Source organism: Nocardia sp. NPDC002869, assembly GCF_046764065.1.
GTDB classification, from domain to species: domain Bacteria; phylum Actinomycetota; class Actinomycetes; order Mycobacteriales; family Mycobacteriaceae; genus Nocardia; species Nocardia rhamnosiphila.
The window spans coordinates 15,838-38,204 of the sequence record NZ_JBKOOL010000039.1; the positions used below are offsets into that span (position 1 = coordinate 15,838).

Sequence of the window (22,367 nt, forward strand, 5' to 3'; positions counted from 1 at the left end):
CCGTTCCGGCCAGCAGAATGCAGGTCGAACTGTACGACATGTTCGTGCTTGCCTCTACACTGAGCCCGAACATCGCATGGCCACAAGGGGGATCTCGTTCGATGACCACTGTCCGTTTTCAGCGGCGTGCGCGCCGGGAGGTTCCACGGACACCGGGCGGCGAGGTCACCCTGCAGCCGCCCCCTGAGATCCCCCGGGTGACACCGGGAAATCTGCTGGGCAAGCTCATGCCGGTCGTGATGATCATCGGCATGGTCGGGATGATGGCACTGATGTTCACCCAGGGTGGTGGTATCGCGTCGAACCCGATGTCGCTGATGTTCCCGATGATGATGATGGTCTCGATGGTCGGGATGTTCGCCGGCCAGGGCAATGGTAAGGGCGCCAAGGCGGCCGAGGCCAACGAGGACCGCAAGGACTATCTGCGCTATCTCGACCAGGTCCGCAAGGATGTCGGGGTCACGGCGGCCGAGCAGCGGGCCGCGGTGGAGTGGAGCCATCCGGAGCCGGGCCTGGTCTGGATGCTCGCGGGCACCTCCCGGATGTGGGAGCGCCGGCCCAGCGACAAGGACTTCTGCCACGTCCGCATCGGCATCGGCGGGCAGCGTCTGGCCACCCGCCTGGTCGCCCCGGAAACCGGGCCGGTGGAGGAGCTCGAACCGATCGCCGCGGTCTCGCTGCGCCGTTTCGTCCGCGCGCACTCCACGGTGCCCGATCTGCCCACCGCCATCGCGGTGAAGGGTTTCGCCACCATCGCCCTCGACGGCGACCGGGCCCAGGCCCGGGACATGGTGCGCGCAATGCTGGTGCAGCTGGCCATGTTCCACGGCCCGGACCAAGTGCTCACCGCGATCGTCTGCGGTCCCGACACCGGTGCGGAATGGGAATGGACCAAATGGCTGCCGCACACCCAGCACCCGGACGCCCAGGACGGCGTCGGCACCCAGCGCATGTTCTTCGGCTCGATCCGCGAGATGATGACCGGCCTCGCCCCGATCCTCGGCAACCGGGTCCGCTACTCCCGTAACCAGCCCACCAATTCCGCCATGGTGCACGTGGTGATCGTGGTGGACGGCGGTCTGCTCGAAGCCGAAGAGGATCAGCTGCGCGAATCCGGTTACGAGGGCGTCACCGTCATCGACCTGTGCGGCTATGCGCCGCGCCTGGCGGTATCGCGCGGAATCGGCCTGACCATCCGAAACGGTGAATGCCTGGGCCGCGGCGCCACCGGAAACCAGGAGCGTTTCGCGGTCATCGACCGGATCAGCCGGGAACAGGCCCAGCAGGTGGCCCGCCGCCTCGCCCCGTACCGCGCGGCCACCCAGCGCAGCAGCGATGTCGAGGTCACCGAAGGGGAGACCATCAACACCTGGGCGCAACTGATGGGTCTGGGCGATATCGGTTCCTTCAATCCCGAGAGCGCGTGGCGGCCCCGCTACGGCCGGGAGCGGTTGCGGGTTCCGTTCGGCGTCGGCGCCGATGGGCTGCCCGTCGTCCTGGATATCAAGGAAGCCGCCGAATCCGGGATGGGTCCGCACGGTCTGTGCATCGGCGCCACCGGTTCCGGTAAATCCGAATTCCTGCGCACCCTGGTGCTCAGTCTGCTGGCCACTCATTCACCGGACCAGCTGAACCTGGTCCTGGTCGACTTCAAGGGTGGCGCGACCTTCCTCGGCCTCGACGGGGTGCCGCACGTCGCGGCCGTCATCACCAACCTGGAAGAGGAAGCCGACCTCGTCGACCGTATGCGCGATGCCCTGGCCGGCGAGATGAACCGCCGCCAGGAAGTGTTGCGCCAGGCCGGTAACTTCGCGAATGTCTCCGAATACGAGAAGGCCCGCGCCGCCGGGGCCGATCTCGACCCGCTGCCCGCGCTGTTCGTGGTTCTCGACGAGTTCTCCGAACTGCTCACCCAGCACCCCGATTTCGCGGAACTGTTCGTGATGATCGGCCGCCTGGGCCGCTCGCTGCACGTCCATCTGCTGCTCGCCTCGCAGCGGCTGGAAGAGGGCAAGCTCAAGGGCCTGGAATCGCATCTCTCCTACCGCATCGGCCTGAAGACCTTCTCCGCCAACGAATCCCGCCAGGTACTCGGCGTCCCGGACGCCTACAACCTCCCCAACAATCCCGGCGGTGGCTATCTGAAATCGGATTCGGGCGAGATCCAGCGATTCCAGGCCTCCTACGTCTCCGGCGCGTATGTGGGTGGCGGGCCGCAGCGCGATATCGCGGTGGCGACGCGGGCCGGCGAAATCGATATCACCGTCCGCCCGTTCCTGGCCAAACATGTCGAATTCCGGGCGGCGGACCGGGTACCGCTGTCCCCCGAACCGCTCGACGACCCGGAGCCGCTGATCGAGGACGGCGAACAGATCTCCAATATCGGCATGCTGGTGGCCCGGATCCGCGGCCACGGCCGGCCCGCCCACGAGATCTGGTTGCCGCCGCTGGACGCCGCCCCGCCGCTGGACGAACTCGTCCCGCGCTCGATTCTCACCGGCGAGTACAACGCGCACGCCGGTCTGCGCGCGCCGATCGGTATCGTCGACCGTCCCTACGACCAGCGGCGCGATCCTCTGGTCGTGGATCTGTCCGGTGCACGCGGCAATGTGGCCGTGGTCGGTGGCCCGCAGTCGGGTAAATCGACCATGCTGCGCACGCTGATCATGGCGATGTCGCTGACCCATACCGCCGAACAGGTGCAGTTCTACTGCCTGGACTTCGGCGGTGGCACCCTCGCCAGTCTCGAGGGCCTGCCGCACGTCGGTTCGGTGGCCGGCCGGTTGGACCACGACAAGGTCCGCCGCACCATCGCCGAGATGACCACCATCGTGCGCACTCGCGAACTGCGCTTCCGTCAGCTCGGCATCGAGTCGATGTCGGAGTTCCGCCGCCTGCGCGCCGGCGATCCGGCGAGCAGCCAGGCCGCCACCGGCGCCCACGAGGACCCCTTCGGCGACGTCTTCCTGGTAATAGACGGTTTCGGCTCGATCCGCCAGGATTTCGAGCCCCTGGAACAGGCGATCATGAACCTCGCGGTCCAGGGCCTGTCCTACGGCGTGCACGTCGTGATCGCGCTCTCGCGCTGGATGGAGGCCCGGCCGCAGCTCAAGGACCAGATCGGCACCCGGTTGGAACTGCGCCTCGGCGATCCGGCCGATTCCGAATTCGGCCGCAAGGTCGCGGCGCTGGTTCCGCAGGGCCGGCCGGGTCGCGGTATGACTCCCGAAAGCCTGCACATGCTCACCGCGCTGCCCCGGGTGGACGGATCCTCCGAAGCGGAGGACATCGGTCGCGGCGTCGCCGACGCGGTCGCGCGCCTGCAGCAGGCGACTCCCGGACGCCCCGCACCGCAGGTCCGGATGCTGCCCGAACAGCTCGACCGGGAACAGTTCGTACGGGCGATCGGACCCTGGCAGGGCCCGGCGGACCGGCGCAATGTCGCGATTCCCATCGGTATCAACGAATCCGAGCTCGCGCCGGTTTTCCTCAATTTCGACGACAACCCGCACTTCCTGATCTTCGGCGATACCGAATGCGGGAAGTCGACGCTGCTGCGCAATATCGTCAGCGGCGTCGTCGAATCCAATGCGCGCGACAAGGCGGCGCTCATCCTGGTCGATTTCCGGCGCACTATGCTCGGCTATTTCGACCAGGACCGCCTGGCCGCCTACGCGACCGGCGCCGAGGGCCTGACCACGAATATGCGTGACCTCGCCGCCCTCTTGCGGTCCCGGATGCCCGGCCCGAACGTCACCCCGCAGGAGCTGCGCGACCGCTCCTGGTGGACCGGACCGGATCTGTTCGTGATCGTCGACGACTACGACCTGGTCTCCAGCGGATCCAGTGGCAACCCGCTCGCGCAGATCGTCGATTACCTTGCGCACGCCAAGGACATCGGCCTGCATCTGATCATTGCGCGTCGCTCCGGCGGCGCGGGCCGGGCCATGTACGAGCCGGTGATCTCCCGGATGCGCGATTTGGCCACGCCGGGTCTGATCATGAGCGGCAGCCGGGAAGAGGGCGGTCTGCTCGGGAACGTGCGGCCCAGTGCCATGCCGCCGGGCCGCGGCACCCTGGTCGGGCGTTCGGGTAACGACCTCATCCAGACATCGTGGATGCCGGCGCAGTAATGCCGGTGGCCGAGATCGCGCTGACCGAGACACGGCTGTGGGCGTGGAGCGCGAACACCCATACCGATCTGATCCCTTCGGTTGTGCCCACCGGTGACGGCCGCAGTCTGGTGGTGGGCGAGTCGCTGGCCCCGCCCTCCATCGCGGTGTCGCCGGTGCAGTTGGTCACGGCCGACCGCATCGCCTACGACCCGGGTATGCCGACGCCCGAGGAAGCATTGAGCGCGGTCTTCGGTCATACGCTCACCCAGTTGCGTTTACCGACACCCTGTGAGCGGCTCACCGTCGTCCACCCGACCGAATGGGACCCGCATCGGCTGACCGTCCTGGCGTCCGCGGCCCGGCGCCACAGCGGTCACGTGACGTTGGAGACGGTCGCCGTCCGGGCGGTCGCCGCCGGGCGGCGGCTACGCGATGTGCGCACCGTGGTCCTCGAATTCGGGCCGCTGTCGACCACCGCGTCCACGGTGGTTCCGGCGGAGGGCGGTCCGCGGCTCGAATACTGCGAACACGAGCCGGTACTGGCCGCCGCCGAGATCGCGGCGGACGACGACGGCCGCGCCGGTTTCGACGCGCTGCTCGAACGGCTGCTGCACGGCTGCCAGGTGAGTTCGGTGCTAGTGGTGGGCCGCACCGACGCCGGCTTCCTGGAGCGGATCGGTGCGGTGGTCGCCGACCGCTGCGGTAACGCCGAGTTGGTGGTGGTGGCCGGTACGGACCTGGTGCGGGTGCCCCGTACCGATCCGGGCGATCACCGCCCCGCCCTGCCTCCGGCCGCCGCCGAGACCGAATGGCTACAGCCCCTGCGGGAACGGGCCGCCGCCACCCGGCCACCCCGCTCCCGGACCCCGCTCTATCTCGGTGTCGCGGCCCTACTCGTCGTCGCCGTCCTGGTGGCCGCCGGTATCGGTATCGCCCGGATATCCGGCGGTGGCTCCGATGTCGTGGCCGCCGCGCCGTCCACCACCCCTGTCCCGGACAGCGGGGACACCGGCGACACCGCACCCGATCCGGACCCGGTGACCTTCGGTGCTCTCCGTCTCACGATCCCGGACGGATGGCGGGCCCAGGACCCGTCGGCCGGCTCCGATGAGCGTCTGGAACTGGTACCCGAGACCGGTCTGCGCGCCCGGATCACGGTGACCCAGCAGCCTGTGACAGCCGATGTCGGATACGAACGCATCGCCGCCGATCTGGAAGCGCAGATCGCCCGTCGCCCAGCGGGTTCGGTGTCCGCGATCCGCCGCGACGTGGTCTTCGCCGGCCGTCCCGGACTGGCCTATTCCGAGCATCCAGAGGACGGATCGACCGTTGACTGGCATGTTATCGTCGAGCACAGCATCCAGATCAGTATCGGGTGCCAGTATCGGACAGGGGGGCAGGACTCGATCACACCTATCTGTGAAGACCTCGCGAACTCGCTGGATGTCACTCCATGACTCCGGTCGGGACGTTTTCCGAAATCCTATGGAACCGATTGGGCGGGGATCGCGTCCAATCATCATGAAGGCAAGTTCGGACCGTTTGCGGACGCAGGGGGTCCGGATCCGAACTCGAGTAAGGAGATACCGTGGCGAACCCCAACGTCACTACCGACGTAGCGGCAATGGAGACAGCTGCCAAACACGTCGAGAACGTGAATTCGCAGCTGCAGACCGAACTCGGCAACGTCCGTAACATTGTTGCCGGTTCGGCGGGGAACTGGGAAGGTTCTGCCGCCGCCACCTTCCGCAAGGTCATGGACGATTACGATTCGCAGTCCCGCAAGCTGCACGACGTCCTCGCGGAGATCGGGACCCTCATCCGTGAAAACGGCAAAGGGTACACGGCCACCGAACAGGCGAACCAGGATCGCTTGAATTCGCTCGGTGCCTCGGCCGAACTCGGCTCCAGCCTGAATATCTGAACGCCGTCGGTTCACGAGAGTCTTAGGAGTTATTGCTATGTCGCAGATGAAGTATTCGGAAGCCCAGTTGATGGCGATGACCGGCGACCTCCGTACATCGAAGGGCCGGTTGACCGAAACCCACGACGAGCTTCAGGGCTACGTCAACGCGCTGGCCGCCGAGTGGGAATCCGGTGCGCAGGAGGCCTACCGCCTCAAGCAGGCCCGGTGGGACGAGGCGCACAACGGCCTGCTCGACATCATGGAGCGTCTTGCCAAGATCGTCGAAGACGGCGCCATCGATATGACGACCACCGATAAACTGAATGCGTCGCGCTGGGCCTGATTCGATAGGCCGACCGGATGCAGCTCGAAACAACGATTGTGCCCCGAGATCGATTCTCGAGGCACAATCGTTTTCTTTGTCTCAGGTCAGATCATCCAGCAGTAGATACTGCGCCGCGGTCTTCTGATGTAACTGCTGGATCTGATCGGTTCCGTCGACGAGAACGGTGTATCGACCGTTTCTGAAGACACATCGGAGGGAGCCTATTTCCTCCGGATTCTCTGTGCAGTGGGCACCGGGCATGCCCGGTGGCGCGTCGATTGTTTCGTACGCCGGGTCGAGCCGGGAGTCCAGGTAGGCCGCGAATCGCTCGGCGGCCGCCGCATCGCCCGCGCGATAGATTTCGGTTTCGCCCCGCATCACCAGGTCGACCTGTGCGTCTTCGATCGCCCGTTTCGTCAGGTCGGGGCGTTCCGAGAAGTGCAGAGAGACCGCGGGGCTCATCACCGCCTCGCTTTCCCCTTCTTCGGCGGGCAATGCGTGACGAAGGATGTCGCCGGTATCGACGGGCAGCTCCGGCAGCTTTTCGGGAGAGGTCGGCCGGTATTCCCGTAGCCGCTCGAATTGCCTGTCCAGCACCGCCCGGGTCAGCTCGGCCAGTGCGGCGTGATCGGGCGGTATATCCACGCCGGGCCCGATATAGGTTTTCACAAGAAATTCGCCGCGCGCGGCCCAGGTGGATACCGAGTTGTATTGGCCCACCTGGCCGAACGCGTCGGCATAGCCGGGTATCACGATCGTGGCCACCGGTGGATAGCGGCCGGTCCACGCCCGGTCGGACAGATACTTTGCGGCGTGGGCTGCCTGTGCGGGCTCGGCGAACCGGAGCACCGTGAGTTCGACGGATCGGCCCAGTGTCTGCTCCGCGCGCCGCTGCCCGGCGGTTTCCCATCCGACCCGGAAACCGGGTACCTCCGCGGCGAAATTGTCCGTCAGCTCAGGGGGTTCGAGCCGGGTGTACATCTTGCGCTGGTATCCGACCCGGCCGAAGACCAGCCGGGGGTCGGTGTCCATGATCAAGGGAACGAACTCCGCGAGGCGCAGTGCCTCCTGGATATCGACGTTTTCGGGTGTTCGCACCTCTGCTGCCGTGCGCGGTGCTGTCCGGTAGTTGCCGGGCTGGAGTGCGGAAGTGTCTACGGCGGAGCGGTTTCCGGTGTCGTGTCCGCAGCCGGCGGCGACAATGATCGCCACCGTGCACACCGCACTCGAAAGGCGCTTCGAAGTCGGCACCCGGGATCCCCCTTTACGTCAGTCCACTACGGCCGAAATGGACGGGACCAATTTGTCGACCAGCGTGGCCGCGGACTGGCCGGTCCACACCTGGAAGGCCTGCACCGTGTTTATATCGTCGACTACAACGATTTTCGCCGAAGAGTTCAGGAACTGATTCGGTAGGCCCCCGAGGCCGCCGTTTCCGGCGACACTGTCGGACCGGGTCACGACGATGACATCCAGGGTCTTCGGCAGGGAGAAGCTCGTCGGCGCCAGGTCCCGAGGCGATGTCTCGTTCCGGAGCGGTACGTACTCGTCGCTGTACCGGAAGCCGATATCGCGGAGGAAGTCGGCCTGCGGCGAGCCGTCCAATACCGCGGAAAACATCGAATTCCCGTAATTGAAGGCAGCAACCGTCTTGCCGGTGAATTCCGGATGATCCGATCGGACCGCGGCCAGGTCCGGCCCCGCCGAAGATCCCGATCCACCGCTGGAGATGGCATAGACGCCGGCGGCGATCGCGAGTATCGCGACGACGGCTACCGCGGCGGAAACGACGACCCGGCGCAGTCCCCGCTTACCGGCGGCCGGCCGGGTACCGGTGGCGGCATAACCGGTGCGTGGCCGCGTCGTTATCTCCTCCTGCCCGGGCCGGGGTGGTGTATCCGTGGTAGAGACGTATCCGCCGGTGTACAACGGTCCCGAACCCGCACCGCCCGCTGATACGAACTCATGGCCTGGGCCAGGGGCACGGTGCGAGTTCGGCCCACGCATCGCGGCTTCCGCGTCCGCGACGAACTCGCGGCAGGTCGGGTAGCGGTCCTGCGGATTCTTCGCCAGTACCCGGGCGAATACCTGATCGAGCGCGGGCGGGAGATCGCCGCGCACGGCGGAAATTCTCGGCGGCGGTTCGTTGACATGGCCCATCATCACAACGGCCGGCACGGTGGACGGGTACGGGTTCTGCCCGGTGAGGAGCCGGAAGAACGAGCATCCCAGGCTGTAGATATCGGAGCGGTGGTCGAGCTGCCGCCCGAGTAACTGTTCCGGCGAGGCGTACGCCACGGTGGCCATGAACTTTCCGGTCGCCGTCAGGTCCTGGCCGTCCTCGGCGGACTTCGCGACACCGAAATCGGTCAGCAGCACTCGTTCGTGATCGTCGTCCGGGGAGTCGGACAGCAGGAAATTGGCCGGTTTGATGTCCCGATGCAACAGTCGGCGCCGGTGGGCGTAATCCAGCCCCTTCCCGACCTCGGAAATGATGTGCAGGGCGCGCGGCGGCGTCATGACACCCGGGCCCTTGCCCGCCTCTTCGGAGGCATCGGTACCCGGCACGTATTTCATCGCGATCCACAGGCGGCCGTCCTCCTCGCCGCGGTTGTACACCGTGACGATATTCGGATGGTCCAGTCCGGCGGCGAGGCTGCCCTCGCGCTCGAAGCGTGCGCGGAATTCCGGGTCGCCGGAGAGGTCCTCGCTGAGGATCTTGATCGCGTCCCGGCGCGGCAGGGTGGGGTGCCGGCCCAGATATACCGACCCCATCCCGCCACTACCCAGGACTCCCACTATGCGGTAGCCCCCGACAACGGCACCGGGCGGCAACGCCATTGGTTTCCTCCTCTTGCCCCGACCGGCCCGTGGTGAGCGATTGTTGCTCCGGTGCGGTCGAATTGATCCTGCCCTACATCGCGACCCTCGGCACTGCGGCCACAGCGCTCTCGCTCATGGTGGTCAGCCGCTGTTCGCGAGAATGGCGTACTGGGCGGCCAGGCCCTGGTGGAGTTCCGGGGAAGGCAGGTTGCCGAGGCCGGTGTCATCGACCAACGCCACGTAGCGGTCATAGACGACCACACAGAAGAACGTCTGGAACAGTGCGGTGTAGTAGTCGCGCTGGATACAGCGGGCGTCGCCGAGACCAGGTGGTCCGTCGATCTGCTCGTCGTATCTGCCGGGGCGGGTGAGCGCGGTCTGTAAGGCGAAGGCCTGCGACAGCCCCGCGGTCCGGTAGACGGTCGCGTTGTTGCGAGCGACGAGGTCCACGCCGAAGGCCTCGTAGTCGTGGATCGCCTCGGCGTCGGGTTCCATGTGCAGGTATGCCGAGGGGCTGTAGGCGCCGAGTAGTTCGCTGAAGGCGGCACTTCCCTGGAATTCGCCGGGCAGCGTCATACTCATGATGCCGTCCGGGTCCGTGGGCAGGTCGAGCATATCGTCGGGTGGTGTGGGCGTCAGGCCCTTCAATGCGTCGAATTGCAGGTCGAGCAGCTTTTTGAACCGCTCGCCCGCCAGTTCGGCTTCACTCGCGGGCGCCGACATGGCGGCGACCACCACGAAGGGGCCTGTGGCCGCGAAGAGCTGTGCCCGGTCACGGCTGGGCGCGAGCGCGGCGTGGGCCTCGCTGTAGCCGGTGAGATCGATTCGCTGACGTCCGGGGATCAGCACGTCCATCGCCGTGTTGTACTCGGTCGCGGCAATCCGGGCGTAGTCGTCGTTTCCGAACCGCAGAACGGCCAGGGCGAGCCGCTTTTCGGTGCGGGGGTTGTTGTTCGCGCGCGCGGTCACGACTCCGGACACGAAGGAGTTCTTCTCGGCAATCGGCTCGAACTCGGTGGGCAGAAGGTTCGGCGTCGGAGATGTGCCCGCGGCGATCAGTTCGGTGTCCTGTAGATACCGGAATTCCGGATCCACCCGGTAGGGCGAAATCAGGTATCCGAGCATGCGACGCGATTCGAGGGAGTAGACATCTGCGGAGGTACTGATCTCCATCTCGAAGGTCGACGGCTCGGTAGGGAGCAGGCCATGATCCAGCTCGGCGGTGGCAACCGGCGCCATCCCGGGCCCGGCGTGACCCGGTACGGTGTGCGCGCACGCGGTGGTCACCACGGCCACGGCCGACACGAGCGCCGTCACCACATATCTCAGAACTTTTACACGGCTACGACCGGCGCCGGTGACCATCCGTCCCCCTCATCCTGCGAGCAGCGCGTACTGGGCCGCGGTCTTCTGGTGCAGATCCTGGATCTGTGCGCCCTCCACCAGCGCGAAGAACGTGCCGGTTTGCAACAGACAGAAAGCCGACGGACGCTGCTCGGCCTTCCTGCTGAAACACTCGACCTTCCCATCCGTGACGCCGGCAGGCACGTCGATTGATTCGGTACTCCCCGCGCCCCCGGTGTCGGGCCGGAACCGCTGCCACAGCGCTTCGGCCCCCGGCACTGTCCGGCTCCGCATCACTACCGATTCCGCGAGGGCGATGGCCGAGACCTGCCCTTCGTTGAGGAAATCCAGGCTGTCTATCCCGCCGAGTGCGTACAGGGCGCCACGCCCGCGAAAGGCTCCCGGGGGACCGAGCGCCGCCACCGTCTGCTGGTTCTTCGGGAGGGCGAGGGCCAGTAGCCCATCGGGGTCCAGCGTTATCTCGGTCAACTGCTCCGCCGGGGTGGGCTCGAACTGATCGAGCAGGGGCAGCTGCACACGGAGCAGTGCCTCGGTGCGCTGGACCATGCCCGCCAGATCGGCTCGCCCGGACAAGTCGTTGAACTTGATGTAGACGACATAGCGGTCGTGAGCGGTCCAACTGCCGAGCGAGGCGGTGCCGGGTCGCCAATGTGCCCTGGAACGGGGATATCCGGTGAGTGTGACGGGCCGGTTGTCGGTGTTGAAAGTGAAATCGTCGTGTTCGAGACCGTCGGCGACGGTTTCCGCGGCGGCCGCATCCGGGAACATCAGCACCGCGATACTCATCTGCGCGGCGGTGCCGGGGTCACCGTCCGTGGACCAGGTATGGACCCAACCGGTGATCAGGTCTGCGGCGACATCGTCGAAAGTATCGTTGACCACCAGAGATTGCATATCTCGCCGGTCCAGCACCACCGGCCCGCCCATACCCCGCATCGGGGTGACAAAGGCCGGGTCCGCTTCGAAGGGCAATGCCACGAAATCGCCGAGCCGCTGGCCCTCCCGATAGCGTGCGGCCTTCTCGTCTTCCGCTGTGCCGTAGTGGATCGGCTCGGACGGATAGTTTCCGACGTCGAGGCCGGTCAGGTCCGGCGCGGGTCTGACCGGCTGTCCGTCCACCACCGATCCGCAGGCGACGGCTCCCGCCGACAGGAGTATCGCGGCGAGGCCGGTGCAGATTCCGCGCAGCACAACCCGCCCCGGTCGGTGCATTGCGGCCCCCTCACGAATCGCGATCCTGCGGAATCGTACTGCACGGTGTGGCGGCTCAACGGGTTACGTGTGAGCGATCGGGCCGACCAGCAGTGGGGCGAAGGCAGCGCCCGGTGCCGGGGCGGCCGGGCGACCGCTGCTCCGGAGACTGTGATCTGTGCCGTTCCACCCCTGTCACGGGGTTCGGCGGACCCGTCCGTCTGGATGATGGATGGTGTGCGTTTCCGCAGGTTCGGCCTTGTCGCCGCTTCGTTGGTCGCCCTGGTGCTGTCCGGGTGTGCGGCCGGCGAGGATCTGGTGCCCATCCCCGAGGGGATCCCGCCCGGGCCCGGCGTCCCGGTACCCGTGATCGATATCGATGCTCCCGGCCGGTCCGCCGCGCAACTGAATGCGTGGGCGGCCGAGCACGCCGGTGCGCTGGATATGCCGGTGGCCGCACTCGAGGCGTACGGGTACGCGGCGGCGGTGATGGCGCGGTCGCGGCCGGAGTGCGGGATCGGCTGGACGACGCTGGCGGGAATCGGGAGTGTGGAGAGCGATCATGGCCGGCATCGCGGGGCCGAGGTGCGCGACGACGGTCTGGTGGAGCCGTCGATCATCGGGATTCCGCTGGACGGGGCGCCGGGGGTGGCGGAGATCAGGGATACCGACGAGGGTGTGCTCGACGGGGACCGGGTGTTCGATCGGGCGGTCGGGCCGATGCAGTTCATCCCGGAGACCTGGCGCAGATGGGGAGTGGACGCCAATGGCGACGGGGTCGCCGATCCGCACAGTATCGATGACGCGGCGCTCACCGCGGCGAGATATCTGTGCGTGAGCGGCGGCGCCCTGGGCACCGCCGAGGGGTGGAGCCGGGCGCTGTTCACCTACAACAGGTCGGAGAGCTATATGAAGGTGGTCCGTGATCGGGCCGCGGCCTACAGCGTCGGCCGGCGCGTCTGAGGTGGCGCCGGAACTGCGGCGGGTGCTGCGGGGCGGCGGATGGACTGGCCGCAACCGGGCCTATTAGGCTCGCAATCGCACGGCTCGTCCCGATAACTACCGTGCCACCAGCCGAAGGAGTGTTGTTTTCGTGGCCATCATCGAACAGGTCGGAGCTCGCGAGATCCTGGATTCGCGCGGTAACCCCACCGTCGAGGTCGAGATCGCCCTCGACGACGGCACCCTGACCCGCGCCGCGGTGCCCTCCGGTGCCTCCACCGGCGAGCACGAGGCCGTGGAACTCCGCGACGGCGGGGATCGCTACAACGGCAAGGGCGTCCAGAAAGCCGTCGAGGGGGTGCTCGACGAGATCGCTCCGGCCGTGATCGGCCTGGACGCCGTCGAACAGCGCACCGTCGACCAGGCGCTGCTCGACCTCGACGGGACCCCGGACAAATCGCGCCTCGGCGCCAACGCGCTGCTGGGTGTCTCCCTGGCGGTGGCGCGGGCGGCCGCGGAGTCCTCGGGTCTGGAACTGTTCCGCTATCTCGGCGGACCGAACGCCCATGTGCTGCCGGTGCCCATGATGAACATCCTCAACGGCGGCGCGCACGCCGATACCGGGGTGGATGTGCAGGAGTTCATGGTGGCGCCGATCGGCGCGCCGACGTTCAAGGAATCGCTGCGCTGGGGCGCGGAGGTCTACCACGCGCTCAAGGCGGTGCTGAAGGAGAAGGGCCTGGCCACCGGGCTGGGTGACGAGGGCGGGTTCGCGCCCGACGTCGCCGGCACCAAGGAAGCGCTGGACCTGATCAGCGTCGCGATCGGTAAGACCGGGCTGAAGCTGGGCCGGGATGTGGCGCTGGCGCTGGATGTCGCGGCGACGGAGTTCTACAAGGACGGTGCCTACCAGTTCGAGGGGTCGGCGCGCTCGGCCTCCGAGATGGCGAAGTTCTACGCCGAATTGCGGGCCGCCTACCCGCTGGTGTCGATCGAGGATCCGCTGTCGGAGGACGACTGGGACGGCTGGGTCGCGCTCACCGACGAGATCGGCGACAAGGTGCAGCTGGTCGGCGACGACCTGTTCGTCACCAACCCCGAACGTCTCGAGGACGGTATCGCCAGGGGCGCGGCCAACGCGCTGCTGGTGAAGGTGAACCAGATCGGCACCCTGACCGAGACCCTGGACGCCGTCGAATTGGCGCACCGCAACGGGTACAAGACCATGATGTCGCACCGGTCGGGCGAAACCGAGGACACCACCATCGCCGATCTCGCGGTCGCGGTGGGCAGCGGCCAGATCAAGACCGGTGCCCCGGCGCGCAGCGAGCGGGTGGCGAAGTACAACCAGCTGCTGCGGATCGAGGATGCGCTCGGCGATTCGGCGCGCTACGCCGGCGACGTGGCCTTCCCGCGCTTCACCTTCGAGGACTGAGGTAGATGTCGGAGCGGCGTGCGCGCGGTACCAGTCCCGCGGGACGGGGCGACCGCCGCACGTCGCGCGCGCCGTCGCGCCGCCCCGCCGCCGAAGTGCACGGCGGCGCGGAGCGGGTGCGGCGCACCACCCGCCGGACCAGAGCCGGCGCGGACGGTGCGCGGGACTGGTCGGAACGGACCATCCTGGGGTTGTCCGCCGGTAAGGCGATCATTCTGGCGATGGTGGTGTGCGCGCTGGCGATGACGCTGGCCGTCCCCATGCGCACTTATTTCACCCAGCGCGCCGAGGCCGATCAGCTCGCGGCCGAACGTCGGACGCTGGAGGACGATATCGACCGGCTGAAGGATCGCCGCGCCCAGCAGGAGGACCCGGCCTATATCCGCTCCGAGGCGCGTGACCGGTTGCGTTTGGTGATGCCGGGTGAAACCCCCTATATCGTGCAGGTTCCGGGGATCGAAGTGCCGGCGATCCCGGATCCGCAGGCCCCCCGGCACGAACCCGATCCGTGGTACACGGATCTGTGGCGGAGCATCTCCGAACCGCCCCCCGAAACCGAAATACCCGCGCCGCAGCCGGAAGGACCCAGGTGAGTACACCCGACGACCGAGATCTGCAGATCGTCGCCGAACAGTTGGGCCGCGAACCGCGCGGGGTGCTCGCCGTCGCCTACCGGACGCCCGACGGGCTGCCCGCGGTGGTCAAGACGGCGCCGAGGCTTCCGGACGGCACCCCGTTCCCCACCCTCTACTACCTCACCGACCCCCGGCTGACCGCGGAGGCCAGCCGGTTGGAGTCCGGGGGCGTGATGAAGGGGATGACCGACCGGCTCGGCCGCGATACCGAACTCGCCGCCGCCTATCGCGCCGCGCACGAGAGCTATCTGGCCGAACGCGACGAGATCGAATCGCTGGGCACCGATTTCAGCGGCGGCGGTATGCCGGACCGGGTGAAATGCCTGCATGTGCTGATCGCGCACGCGCTGGCCAAGGGACCCGGCGTCAATCCGCTCGGTGACGAGGCGGTGGCGCTGGCGGCGGCGAACGGCCTGCGCGGCAGTGCGATTCCGGCGGACTGGCCGGACTATGTGGTGACGGAAGACGAAAGAGGCGCTGATGACTGACCGGGTCGCTGCCGTGGACTGCGGCACCAATTCGATCCGACTGCTGATCGCCGATATCGGCGCGGATTCGACCCTGACCGATGTGCACCGGGAGATGCGGATCGTGCGGCTCGGGAAAGGGGTCGACGCGGCAGGGCGGTTGAACCCGGAGGCGATCGAACGTACCCGCGTGGCGTTGGCGGACTATGTGACGCTCATGCTCGAGCACGGGGTGAGCAGGGTCCGGATGGTCGCCACCTCCGCGACCCGCGACGCGTCGAACCGGGAGGATTTCTTCGCGATGACCCGGGCCGAACTCGGCCGGGTTGTGCCGGGCGCGACGGCCGAGGTGATCACCGGTGACGAGGAGGCACGCCTGTCGTTCACCGGTGCGGTCGGGGAATTGTCGGCAGCGGACGGACCGTTCGTCGTGGTCGATCTGGGCGGTGGCTCCACCGAACTCGTGGTCGGGGACGGCGACGGAGTGCAGGCGGCGTTCTCCGCCGATATCGGCTGCGTACGGGTCACCGAGCGGTGCCTGCGCGGAAATCCGCCGGAGGCCGGTGAAGTGGCCGCGGCCCGGCAGTTCGCCACCGAACGTCTGACCGAGGCGTTCGCCCACGTCCCGGTTGACGGCGCGCACACCTGGGTGGGGGTGGCCGGCACCATGACCACACTCGCGGCCGTCGCGCTGGACCTGCCCGAATACGATTCGACGAGAACGCATCTGGCGCGGATCCCACTGTCCGAGTTGAATGCGGTCTGCGATCGGCTGATCGGGATGAACCACGACGAGCGTGCCGCGCTCGGCCCCATGCATCCGGGCCGGGTCGATGTCATCGGTGGTGGCGCGGTCATCACCGAGGTGCTGGCGGCGGAGCTGAAGCGACGGGCCGGGATCACCGAACTGGTCGTCAGCGAGCACGACATCCTGGACGGGATCGCGCTCTCGATCGCCTGACCGGGCCCGCGCCGGTTACCGGGGCGGGGCGTTCGTGAAGCTGCGGTATCGGTTCGGTCCGGTATGCCACGCGCCGGGCCGGGTGCATGGGACAGTCTGAGGATGTCCGAAGTGCCAGACGTCGCCGAGCGCACCTTTTTCGGTCACCCGGTTGGACTCGTCAACCTGTTCGGTGTCGAACTGTGGGAGCGTTTCTCCTTCTACGGGATGCTCACCATCCTCGGCTACTACCTGTACTACTCGGCCACCGACGGTGGTCTCGGGATGGATCAGGATGTCGCCGTCGGTCTGGTCGGTGCCTACGGCGGTCTGGTCTATCTCTCCACGATCATCGGCGGCTGGGTGTCGGACCGGCTGATCGGGATGGAGCGCACCGTCTTCTACGGCGGTGTCGTGGTGATGACCGGGCATATCGCGCTGGCGCTGATCCCGGGCCTCACCGGGGTGGGCGTGGGGCTGGTGCTGGTCGCGCTGGGCAGTGGCGCGTTGAAATCGAACGCGTCGGCGCTGCTGGGCACCCTATATCCGAAGGGCGATCCGCGGGTCGACGGCGGGTTCACGCTCTTCTATCTGGGGATCAATCTCGGTGCCTTCGTCGGCCCGCTGCTCACCGGGCTGCTGCAGGAGGAGTGGGGGTTCCACGCCGGCTTCGGGGCGGCCGCGGTCGGGATGGCGCTCGGACTGATCCAGTACGTGGTGTTCCGCCGCAATCTCGGCACCGCCGGACGCGAGCCCGCCGATCCGCTGCCGCGCCGCGCCTACGGGCCGCTCGCCGCGGTGGTCGTGGCTGCGATCCTGGTGATCGCGCTGGTGCTGGTGACCGGACTGGTCACTGTGGACAACCTGCCCGATGTCACCACCGCGCTCATTGTCATAGCCGCCACCGCGTACTTCGCCGTCCTGCTCACCCACCGCCGGGTGAGCCCGCTGGAGCGCACCCGGGTGCGGGCCTTCGTTCCGCTGTTCTTGGCCAACGTGGTGTTCTGGGCCCTGTTCCAGCAGATCTTCACCGTGCTCGCCGTGTACTCCGACGAACGGATGAACTGGAACATTTTCGGTTGGACCGCACCCTCGAACTGGATCGGTTCGGTGGAGCCGGTGTGGATCATCGCGCTCTCGCCGCTGTTCGCCGCGCTGTGGACCAAACTCGGGGACCGGGCGCCGACCACCCCGCGTAAGTTCGCGCTCGGCGTGGTCGGGATGGGGGCGGCGTTTCTGCTGTTCGTCCCATTGGCCGGGACTTCCGGCCGCTCGGTGCCGGCGCTGGCAGTGCTGTTCATCATGGCGGTGTTCGCCGTCTCCGAACTGCTGATCTCCCCGATCGGCCTCGCGGTCAGCACCCAGCTCGCCCCCGAACATTTCCGGGCGCAGATGATGGCGCTCTATTTCCTGTCGATCGCGCTGGGTACCACCTTGTCGGGAGTGCTGGCGCGTTTCTATTCACCGGACGACGAGTTCGCCTACTTCGGGATCACCGGTCTGGTGGCAATCGCCGCGGGTGCGGTGATTGCCGGACTGTCGTCGTGGATAACCCGCCATATGGCGGGAGTGCACTAGCGTTCCCGGTACTCGCGCCGGAATCACCAGGAGGCCGCAGTGACGACGCCGACCAGCCGCAATTCGCTGTTCCGCACCAAGAGTGTGGAGCAGTCGATCCGCGATACCGACGAGCCCGGGAAGAAACTCCGTAAGGAACTCACCTCGTGGGATCTGGGGGTCTTCGGCGTCGCGGTCGTGATCGGCGCCGGTATCTTCACCCTCACCGCCCGCACCGCCGGTAACGTCGCCGGGCCCGCGGTATCGCTGGCCTTCGTCTTCGCCGCGATCGCCTGTGGGCTCACCGCGCTGTGCTACGCGGAGTTCGCCTCCACCGTCCCGGTCGCGGGCAGCGCCTACACCTTCTCCTATGCGACCTTCGGCGAACTCGCGGCCTGGATCATCGGCTGGGACCTGCTGCTGGAGTTCGCGCTCGCGGCCGCGGTGGTCGCCAAGGGCTGGTCCCAGTATCTCGGCCAGGTGTTCGACCGGGGCGCCGCCGTGGTGGAGGTAGGCGGGGTCACCTTCGACTGGGGCGCGGTCCTGCTCATCGCCGTGCTCACCACGCTGCTGGCACTGGGAACCAAACTGTCCTCGCGTGTCTCCATGATCGCCGTGTCCATCAAGGTCGGGGTGATCCTGCTGGTGATCGTGGTCGGCCTGAGCTTCTTCGACTCGGCCAACCTGACCCCGTTCATTCCCGAGTCGGTCCCGGGCGAGGGCGGTCAGGGCCTGACACAGTCTCTGTTCTCCTGGGCGACCGGGGCAGGTAACAGCACCTTCGGCTGGTACGGCCTGCTGGCCGCGGCCAGCCTCGTGTTCTTCGCGTTCATCGGCTTCGATGTGGTCGCCACCGCCGCCGAGGAGACCAAGAACCCGCAGCGGGATCTGCCGCGCGGCATCCTCGGCTCGCTGATCGTGGTCACCATCCTGTATGTCGCGGTCACCATCGTGCTCACCGGCATGGTTCCCTACACCGATCTGGCGGGCGACAACGCCACGCTGGCGACCGCCTTCGCGCTGAACGGAGCGACCTGGGCGAAGAACATCATTTCCATCGGTGCACTGGCCGGTCTGACGACCGTGGTCATGGTGATGCTGCTCGGCCAGACCCGGGTGCTCTTCGCGATGTCTCGTGACGGTCTGGTCCCGCGGGGCCTCGCCCGGACCGGGCATCGTGGCACGCCGGTGCGGATCACCGTGATCGTCGGTGTGGCGTGCGCGATCCTCGCCGGTTTCGTGAAGTTCGGAACCCTCGAGGAGATGGTGAACATCGGCACCTTGTTCGCCTTCCTGCTGGTCTCCATCGGGGTGGTCATCCTGCGCCGCACCCGGCCCGACCTGCCGCGCGGCTTCAAGGTGCCGCTGGTACCGTTCGTGCCCATCCTGGCGGTCCTGTCCTGCCTGTGGTTGATGGTGAATCTCTCGGTCGAAACCTGGCTGCGTTTCGTAGTCTGGATGCTGCTCGGTTTGGTGATGTACTTCGCATACGGCCGACGGCATTCGCTGGTCGGTAGGTCCGCTTCCGAACAGGAGTGAGCGCGATGGGTCTATCGTGGCGGTGGTTCCGGCGCCGGGAGATACAGCCCCTACGCCTGCGGGTCCGGGATGACGTGTCCGGTACAGACCTGGTAGTCGAATGGATCGACGCGGTGACCACCGGTCTGGCCACCGCCCCACCGGGCCCTCCCGAAGCCGCGCCCGCCCGGGTGTGCGACGGCATGTTCACCGCCGCGACCATCGTCGCGGTCCTCATCGAGAAGATCGCCGACCGCACCGAGTACCGGGTCGCCAACAACCGCTGTATGGCCTCGGCGGTGGATTTCATGAAGGTCCTCGGGGAGGACACCCTGCGCCGTTACCGCATCGCCGGGGTGCAGCCGGTGGGCTGGGAGAACATGGGCACCGAGATGGACGAACTGGTGATCGCCCGCCGGCTCGGGCAGCTGGGCGAAGCCCTGCAGCTGGCGTTGCTGGCGGTGACCACGGACTACGAATTATCCGACGAAGTGCGCGAGGCGGCGGAGGAGTCGGGTTTGCTGGCGGCCGACGTGCTGGTGGAGGCATGCCAGGCGATTCAGACAGACCCCACAGTGTGACTCCCACTCACGGGTATTCCGGTACGGGTGTACGAGTCGGTAGTGTGTGGTCCGCACGCCCCCATAGCCCAATTGGCAGAGGCAGCGGACTTAAAATCCGCCAAGTGTGGGTTCGAGTCCCACTGGGGGCACCGCTACGCCGCAGGTAGATCGGTATTTTCTCCCGCAGAAGCGGTGCCGGACCCCTGTTCGGTCCGCAGAGTGTCCGCAGCAGCTTGCGCCCCGCGGTGCATCGAATCGGCCACCGGGTCGAGATCGTCATCGAACAGGTGCCCGTACAGGTCGAGCGTCAGCGTCGCCGTCTTGTGCCCGAGCATCCTCTGAACGACCTTGATATTCGCCCCCGAGCTGATGGCCAGCGATGCCGCTGTGTGCCGTAGACCGTGCGGCACCATGCCGGCGAGGCCCGTCTCCTCCACTGCCTGATCGAACACCCAGCGAAACTCACCGAGCGGAAGCGTTCCACCATTGCGGCTCTCGAACACGGGCGCATTTACCTCCCGGCCCTCCAGCACCCCCGCCAACTGCTCCGCCAGGAACTGAGGGACCGGCACCGACCGAGAAGTGTGGTTCTTGGTGTCCGTCTCCACGATCCCCAAACCCGCAACCCGAGTTGCCGAACGCGAGATGGTGATCCGGCGCTTCGTCAGATCGATATTTCCAGGACGAAGTGCCGCCGCCTCACCGAATCTGATACCGGTGTAGGCCAACACGAACACCAACGTCTGGAACCGGCCAGACGCGAGAGCCAGCTTCCGCACCTCGAGATGGCTGAGGTAGCGCTTTTCCGCGGCCGACTTCTGCGGTAGGTCGATATCTTCCGCCGGATTGATGCCGAGCCGCTTCGCCTTGATCGCGAACCTGAGCACCTGGTCGAGCACCTGATACGCCTGGATCACCCGAGACGCCGACAACCCCTTGCCCTTGAACCGGTACCCGCCCGATTCCGACAGCTCGACCACCCAGCCCTGCACGTCCTCGAACTCGATATCACGGAGCGGTATCTTGCCCCACTTCGGTAAGACGAGGGTGTCCAGCAGCGAGCGATAGCCGGCCACAGTCTTCGGCTTACGCAACTTCTTCGTCGCGTACCACTTCTTCGCCACGACCTCGAACAGGACACCGCTACGGTCCGGGTCGACCCAGGTCCCGGTGACAACCTTCGTGGTGACGTCACCGTCGAGGTACTTCTGAGCGGCTGCTTTGGTGTCGAACGAGCGGGACCGTTCCACGCCGTTCGGGTCCACGTAGCGAGCCCGCCAGCGCTTGCCCTTTCCGGCGCGGTCGGACTTGATCTTCTTCTTGGTCTTCTCGCCGGTCACAGGGTCGACGACAACCACGGTCGGGTACCAGCGATCTTCCACACCTGAGCGTGGGTTACGTCGAGTGGCCATCAGGCGGCCTCGCCGGTGCTGGTCAGCTTCTCCTGCTCAGCGATCCAGGCCAGGACCACGGACTTGCGCCACACCCGGCGGCGAGGGCCGAGCTTGAAACTCGCCGGGCCTTGTCCGACATGTGCCCACCACCGCCAGGTAGCCGCCGGAATCCCGGTCAGCGCTTCGCAGTCCTTCGCCCGCAAGTACGCCTCTTCCTCACTCATCGTCTACCCCTTCCTATGCCGCTACCGGAATTGCCGAAGTGTCTTGCTGTGCTGGTGGGCCCGCTGCGAGCAGTGCGCGGGTGTACTCGGCGCGCCAGATCTTGCGTTTGGCGATGGCCGAGAGGATCAGGTGATCCCGCGGCGGGGCCGAACGGTCACCGGGCCGGACGATCGAGAGTTTCAGGTGTGAGGTGTCGGGTTTGACGATCCCCACCTGGGCGAGGAGTTGCCGAACGAATTCGGCGCGGTCGGCCTTGTGGTCGGGCAGGGTCTTGTTCGACCACTGACGGGAGACCAGGACCCGGCGACCGGGCAGGCCGAGAGTGTCGCGGCGGTGTGCTTTGCCTTTGCAGCGGCCGGGGATGGTCTTCTCGGTCGCGCCCTGGGGGACGATGCCGTAGCGCAGCCAGACCGGGCACCGTTTCGAGCACGGGGTGTGCTGCAACTCGGCGTGGAGCCGGTTGTAGTGGGCGCGGGTGCGGTCGGAGTCGGTGTCCAGGACTTCGGCGATGGACTTGGTCAGGTACTTGGTGACGTAGCCGATGGCGCGGTCGGCTTTACGGCCGGGGACGTGGCCACGGATGTCGGAGCGGTCCATCTGTTCCCCGAACCGGACCACGTGCGCGGGTTCGAGGTCGTCGACATCGTCGAGGAGGTCTTGCACGTCATCGAAGGCGAGCAGCGGTGAGCGGGTGTCGGGGTCGACGAAGGTCAGCCGGGCCGGGTCCCAGACGGGGACGATGTCGCCGGGGTAGACCTCGCTGTCGCGGTCGTGCGGGGGCCACCACACTTGGTGGTAGGTCGCGGCGGTGACCTGGCGGATGATGTCGCGGGGCACGGTGCCGCGGATCAGGATGTGCAGGTGCGGTGCGCCGCGTTTCTGGGGTTCGACGGTGCCGTAGTACTGGACGTTCCAGCCGACCGCCCGCCGGAGGTTCTGCATCCACCGGTCGAAGAGCGCCGAGAA

General features: G+C 66.9%; 19 protein-coding genes and 1 tRNA gene. 13 read left to right on the top strand and 7 right to left on the bottom strand.

Annotated features, from left to right (window positions below; all coding sequences use genetic code 11):
- Positions 1 to 101 precede the first annotated feature (101 nt).
- From eccCa to ACLML9_RS10315, 4 genes are all read left to right on the top strand, one after another.
- Positions 102 to 4,133 carry a type VII secretion protein EccCa gene (eccCa, locus tag ACLML9_RS10300; RefSeq protein WP_411945291.1) on the top strand — a complete coding sequence of 1,344 codons (4,032 nt, stop codon included), beginning with the start codon at positions 102 to 104 and terminating at the stop codon, positions 4,131 to 4,133.
- Positions 4,115 to 5,572 (top strand): type VII secretion-associated protein, encoded by a 1,458-nt coding sequence (locus ACLML9_RS10305; RefSeq protein WP_411945292.1) that lies wholly within the window; start codon positions 4,115 to 4,117, stop codon positions 5,570 to 5,572. The genes eccCa and ACLML9_RS10305 overlap by 19 nt, the downstream gene beginning before the upstream one ends.
- Before the next feature lie 131 nt (positions 5,573 to 5,703).
- Positions 5,704 to 6,039, top strand: coding sequence for a WXG100 family type VII secretion target (locus ACLML9_RS10310; RefSeq protein ID WP_411945293.1), 336 nt, complete (start codon positions 5,704 to 5,706; stop codon positions 6,037 to 6,039).
- Positions 6,040 to 6,076: 37 nt separating this feature from the next.
- Entirely contained in the window at positions 6,077 to 6,364 is a 288-nt protein-coding gene (locus tag ACLML9_RS10315) for a WXG100 family type VII secretion target (RefSeq protein WP_063127920.1), read from the top strand.
- 81 nt (positions 6,365 to 6,445) lie between these two features.
- On the opposite strand, the gene ACLML9_RS10320 is transcribed toward ACLML9_RS10315, so the two are convergent.
- The 4 genes from ACLML9_RS10320 to ACLML9_RS10335 all read right to left on the bottom strand — a co-directional run bounded on the left by ACLML9_RS10320 (position 6,446) and on the right by ACLML9_RS10335 (position 11,746).
- The gene (locus ACLML9_RS10320) at positions 6,446 to 7,444 is read right to left on the bottom strand and encodes a hypothetical protein (protein WP_411945294.1); all 999 of its coding nucleotides are present in this window, start codon (positions 7,442 to 7,444) and stop codon (positions 6,446 to 6,448) included.
- 171 nt (positions 7,445 to 7,615) lie between these two features.
- Positions 7,616 to 9,187 carry a serine/threonine-protein kinase gene (locus ACLML9_RS10325; RefSeq protein WP_411945295.1) on the bottom strand — a complete coding sequence of 524 codons (1,572 nt, stop codon included), beginning with the start codon at positions 9,185 to 9,187 and terminating at the stop codon, positions 7,616 to 7,618.
- 123 nt (positions 9,188 to 9,310) lie between these two features.
- Positions 9,311 to 10,486: a hypothetical protein gene (locus ACLML9_RS10330; protein WP_411945296.1), complete on the bottom strand. Its 1,176-nt coding sequence runs from the start codon at positions 10,484 to 10,486 to the stop codon at positions 9,311 to 9,313.
- Between the two features lie 57 nt (positions 10,487 to 10,543).
- The gene (locus tag ACLML9_RS10335; protein ID WP_411945297.1) at positions 10,544 to 11,746 is read right to left on the bottom strand and encodes a hypothetical protein; all 1,203 of its coding nucleotides are present in this window, start codon (positions 11,744 to 11,746) and stop codon (positions 10,544 to 10,546) included.
- 207 nt (positions 11,747 to 11,953) lie between these two features.
- On the opposite strand from ACLML9_RS10335, the gene ACLML9_RS10340 reads away from it, so the two are divergent.
- The 9 genes from ACLML9_RS10340 to ACLML9_RS10380 all read left to right on the top strand — a co-directional run bounded on the left by ACLML9_RS10340 (position 11,954) and on the right by ACLML9_RS10380 (position 19,931).
- On the top strand, positions 11,954 to 12,688 hold the full coding sequence (locus ACLML9_RS10340; RefSeq protein ID WP_411945308.1) for a lytic transglycosylase domain-containing protein: 735 nt from the start codon (positions 11,954 to 11,956) through the stop codon (positions 12,686 to 12,688).
- Positions 12,689 to 12,818: 130 nt separating this feature from the next.
- On the top strand, positions 12,819 to 14,102 hold the full coding sequence (eno, locus tag ACLML9_RS10345) for a phosphopyruvate hydratase (protein WP_030522591.1): 1,284 nt from the start codon (positions 12,819 to 12,821) through the stop codon (positions 14,100 to 14,102).
- Positions 14,103 to 14,107: 5 nt separating this feature from the next.
- Positions 14,108 to 14,695 carry an FtsB family cell division protein gene (locus ACLML9_RS10350; RefSeq protein ID WP_411945298.1) on the top strand — a complete coding sequence of 196 codons (588 nt, stop codon included), beginning with the start codon at positions 14,108 to 14,110 and terminating at the stop codon, positions 14,693 to 14,695.
- The gene (locus tag ACLML9_RS10355; protein WP_411945299.1) at positions 14,692 to 15,225 is read left to right on the top strand and encodes a DUF501 domain-containing protein; all 534 of its coding nucleotides are present in this window, start codon (positions 14,692 to 14,694) and stop codon (positions 15,223 to 15,225) included. The genes ACLML9_RS10350 and ACLML9_RS10355 overlap by 4 nt, the downstream gene beginning before the upstream one ends.
- Entirely contained in the window at positions 15,218 to 16,165 is a 948-nt protein-coding gene (locus ACLML9_RS10360; protein ID WP_411945300.1) for an exopolyphosphatase, read from the top strand. The genes ACLML9_RS10355 and ACLML9_RS10360 overlap by 8 nt, the downstream gene beginning before the upstream one ends.
- Positions 16,166 to 16,267: 102 nt before the next feature.
- The gene (locus ACLML9_RS10365; protein WP_411945301.1) at positions 16,268 to 17,722 is read left to right on the top strand and encodes a peptide MFS transporter; all 1,455 of its coding nucleotides are present in this window, start codon (positions 16,268 to 16,270) and stop codon (positions 17,720 to 17,722) included.
- Positions 17,723 to 17,761: 39 nt separating this feature from the next.
- On the top strand, positions 17,762 to 19,240 hold the full coding sequence (locus ACLML9_RS10370; protein ID WP_411945302.1) for an amino acid permease: 1,479 nt from the start codon (positions 17,762 to 17,764) through the stop codon (positions 19,238 to 19,240).
- Positions 19,241 to 19,245: 5 nt separating this feature from the next.
- Positions 19,246 to 19,800: a hypothetical protein gene (locus ACLML9_RS10375; protein WP_411945303.1), complete on the top strand. Its 555-nt coding sequence runs from the start codon at positions 19,246 to 19,248 to the stop codon at positions 19,798 to 19,800.
- Between the two features lie 57 nt (positions 19,801 to 19,857).
- A tRNA-Leu gene (locus ACLML9_RS10380) sits at positions 19,858 to 19,931 on the top strand.
- A 3-nt stretch (positions 19,932 to 19,934) separates the two neighbouring features.
- On the opposite strand, the gene ACLML9_RS10385 is transcribed toward ACLML9_RS10380, so the two are convergent.
- The 3 genes from ACLML9_RS10385 to ACLML9_RS10395 all read right to left on the bottom strand — a co-directional run.
- Complete coding sequence (locus ACLML9_RS10385; protein ID WP_411945304.1) at positions 19,935 to 21,122, bottom strand: tyrosine-type recombinase/integrase; 1,188 nt, start codon at positions 21,120 to 21,122, stop codon at positions 19,935 to 19,937.
- A 71-nt stretch (positions 21,123 to 21,193) separates the two neighbouring features.
- Entirely contained in the window at positions 21,194 to 21,400 is a 207-nt protein-coding gene (locus ACLML9_RS10390) for a helix-turn-helix transcriptional regulator (RefSeq protein WP_411945305.1), read from the bottom strand.
- Positions 21,401 to 21,413: 13 nt separating this feature from the next.
- On the bottom strand, positions 21,414 to 22,367 hold a 954-nt coding region (locus ACLML9_RS10395), incomplete at its 5' end, for a replication initiator (RefSeq protein WP_411945306.1).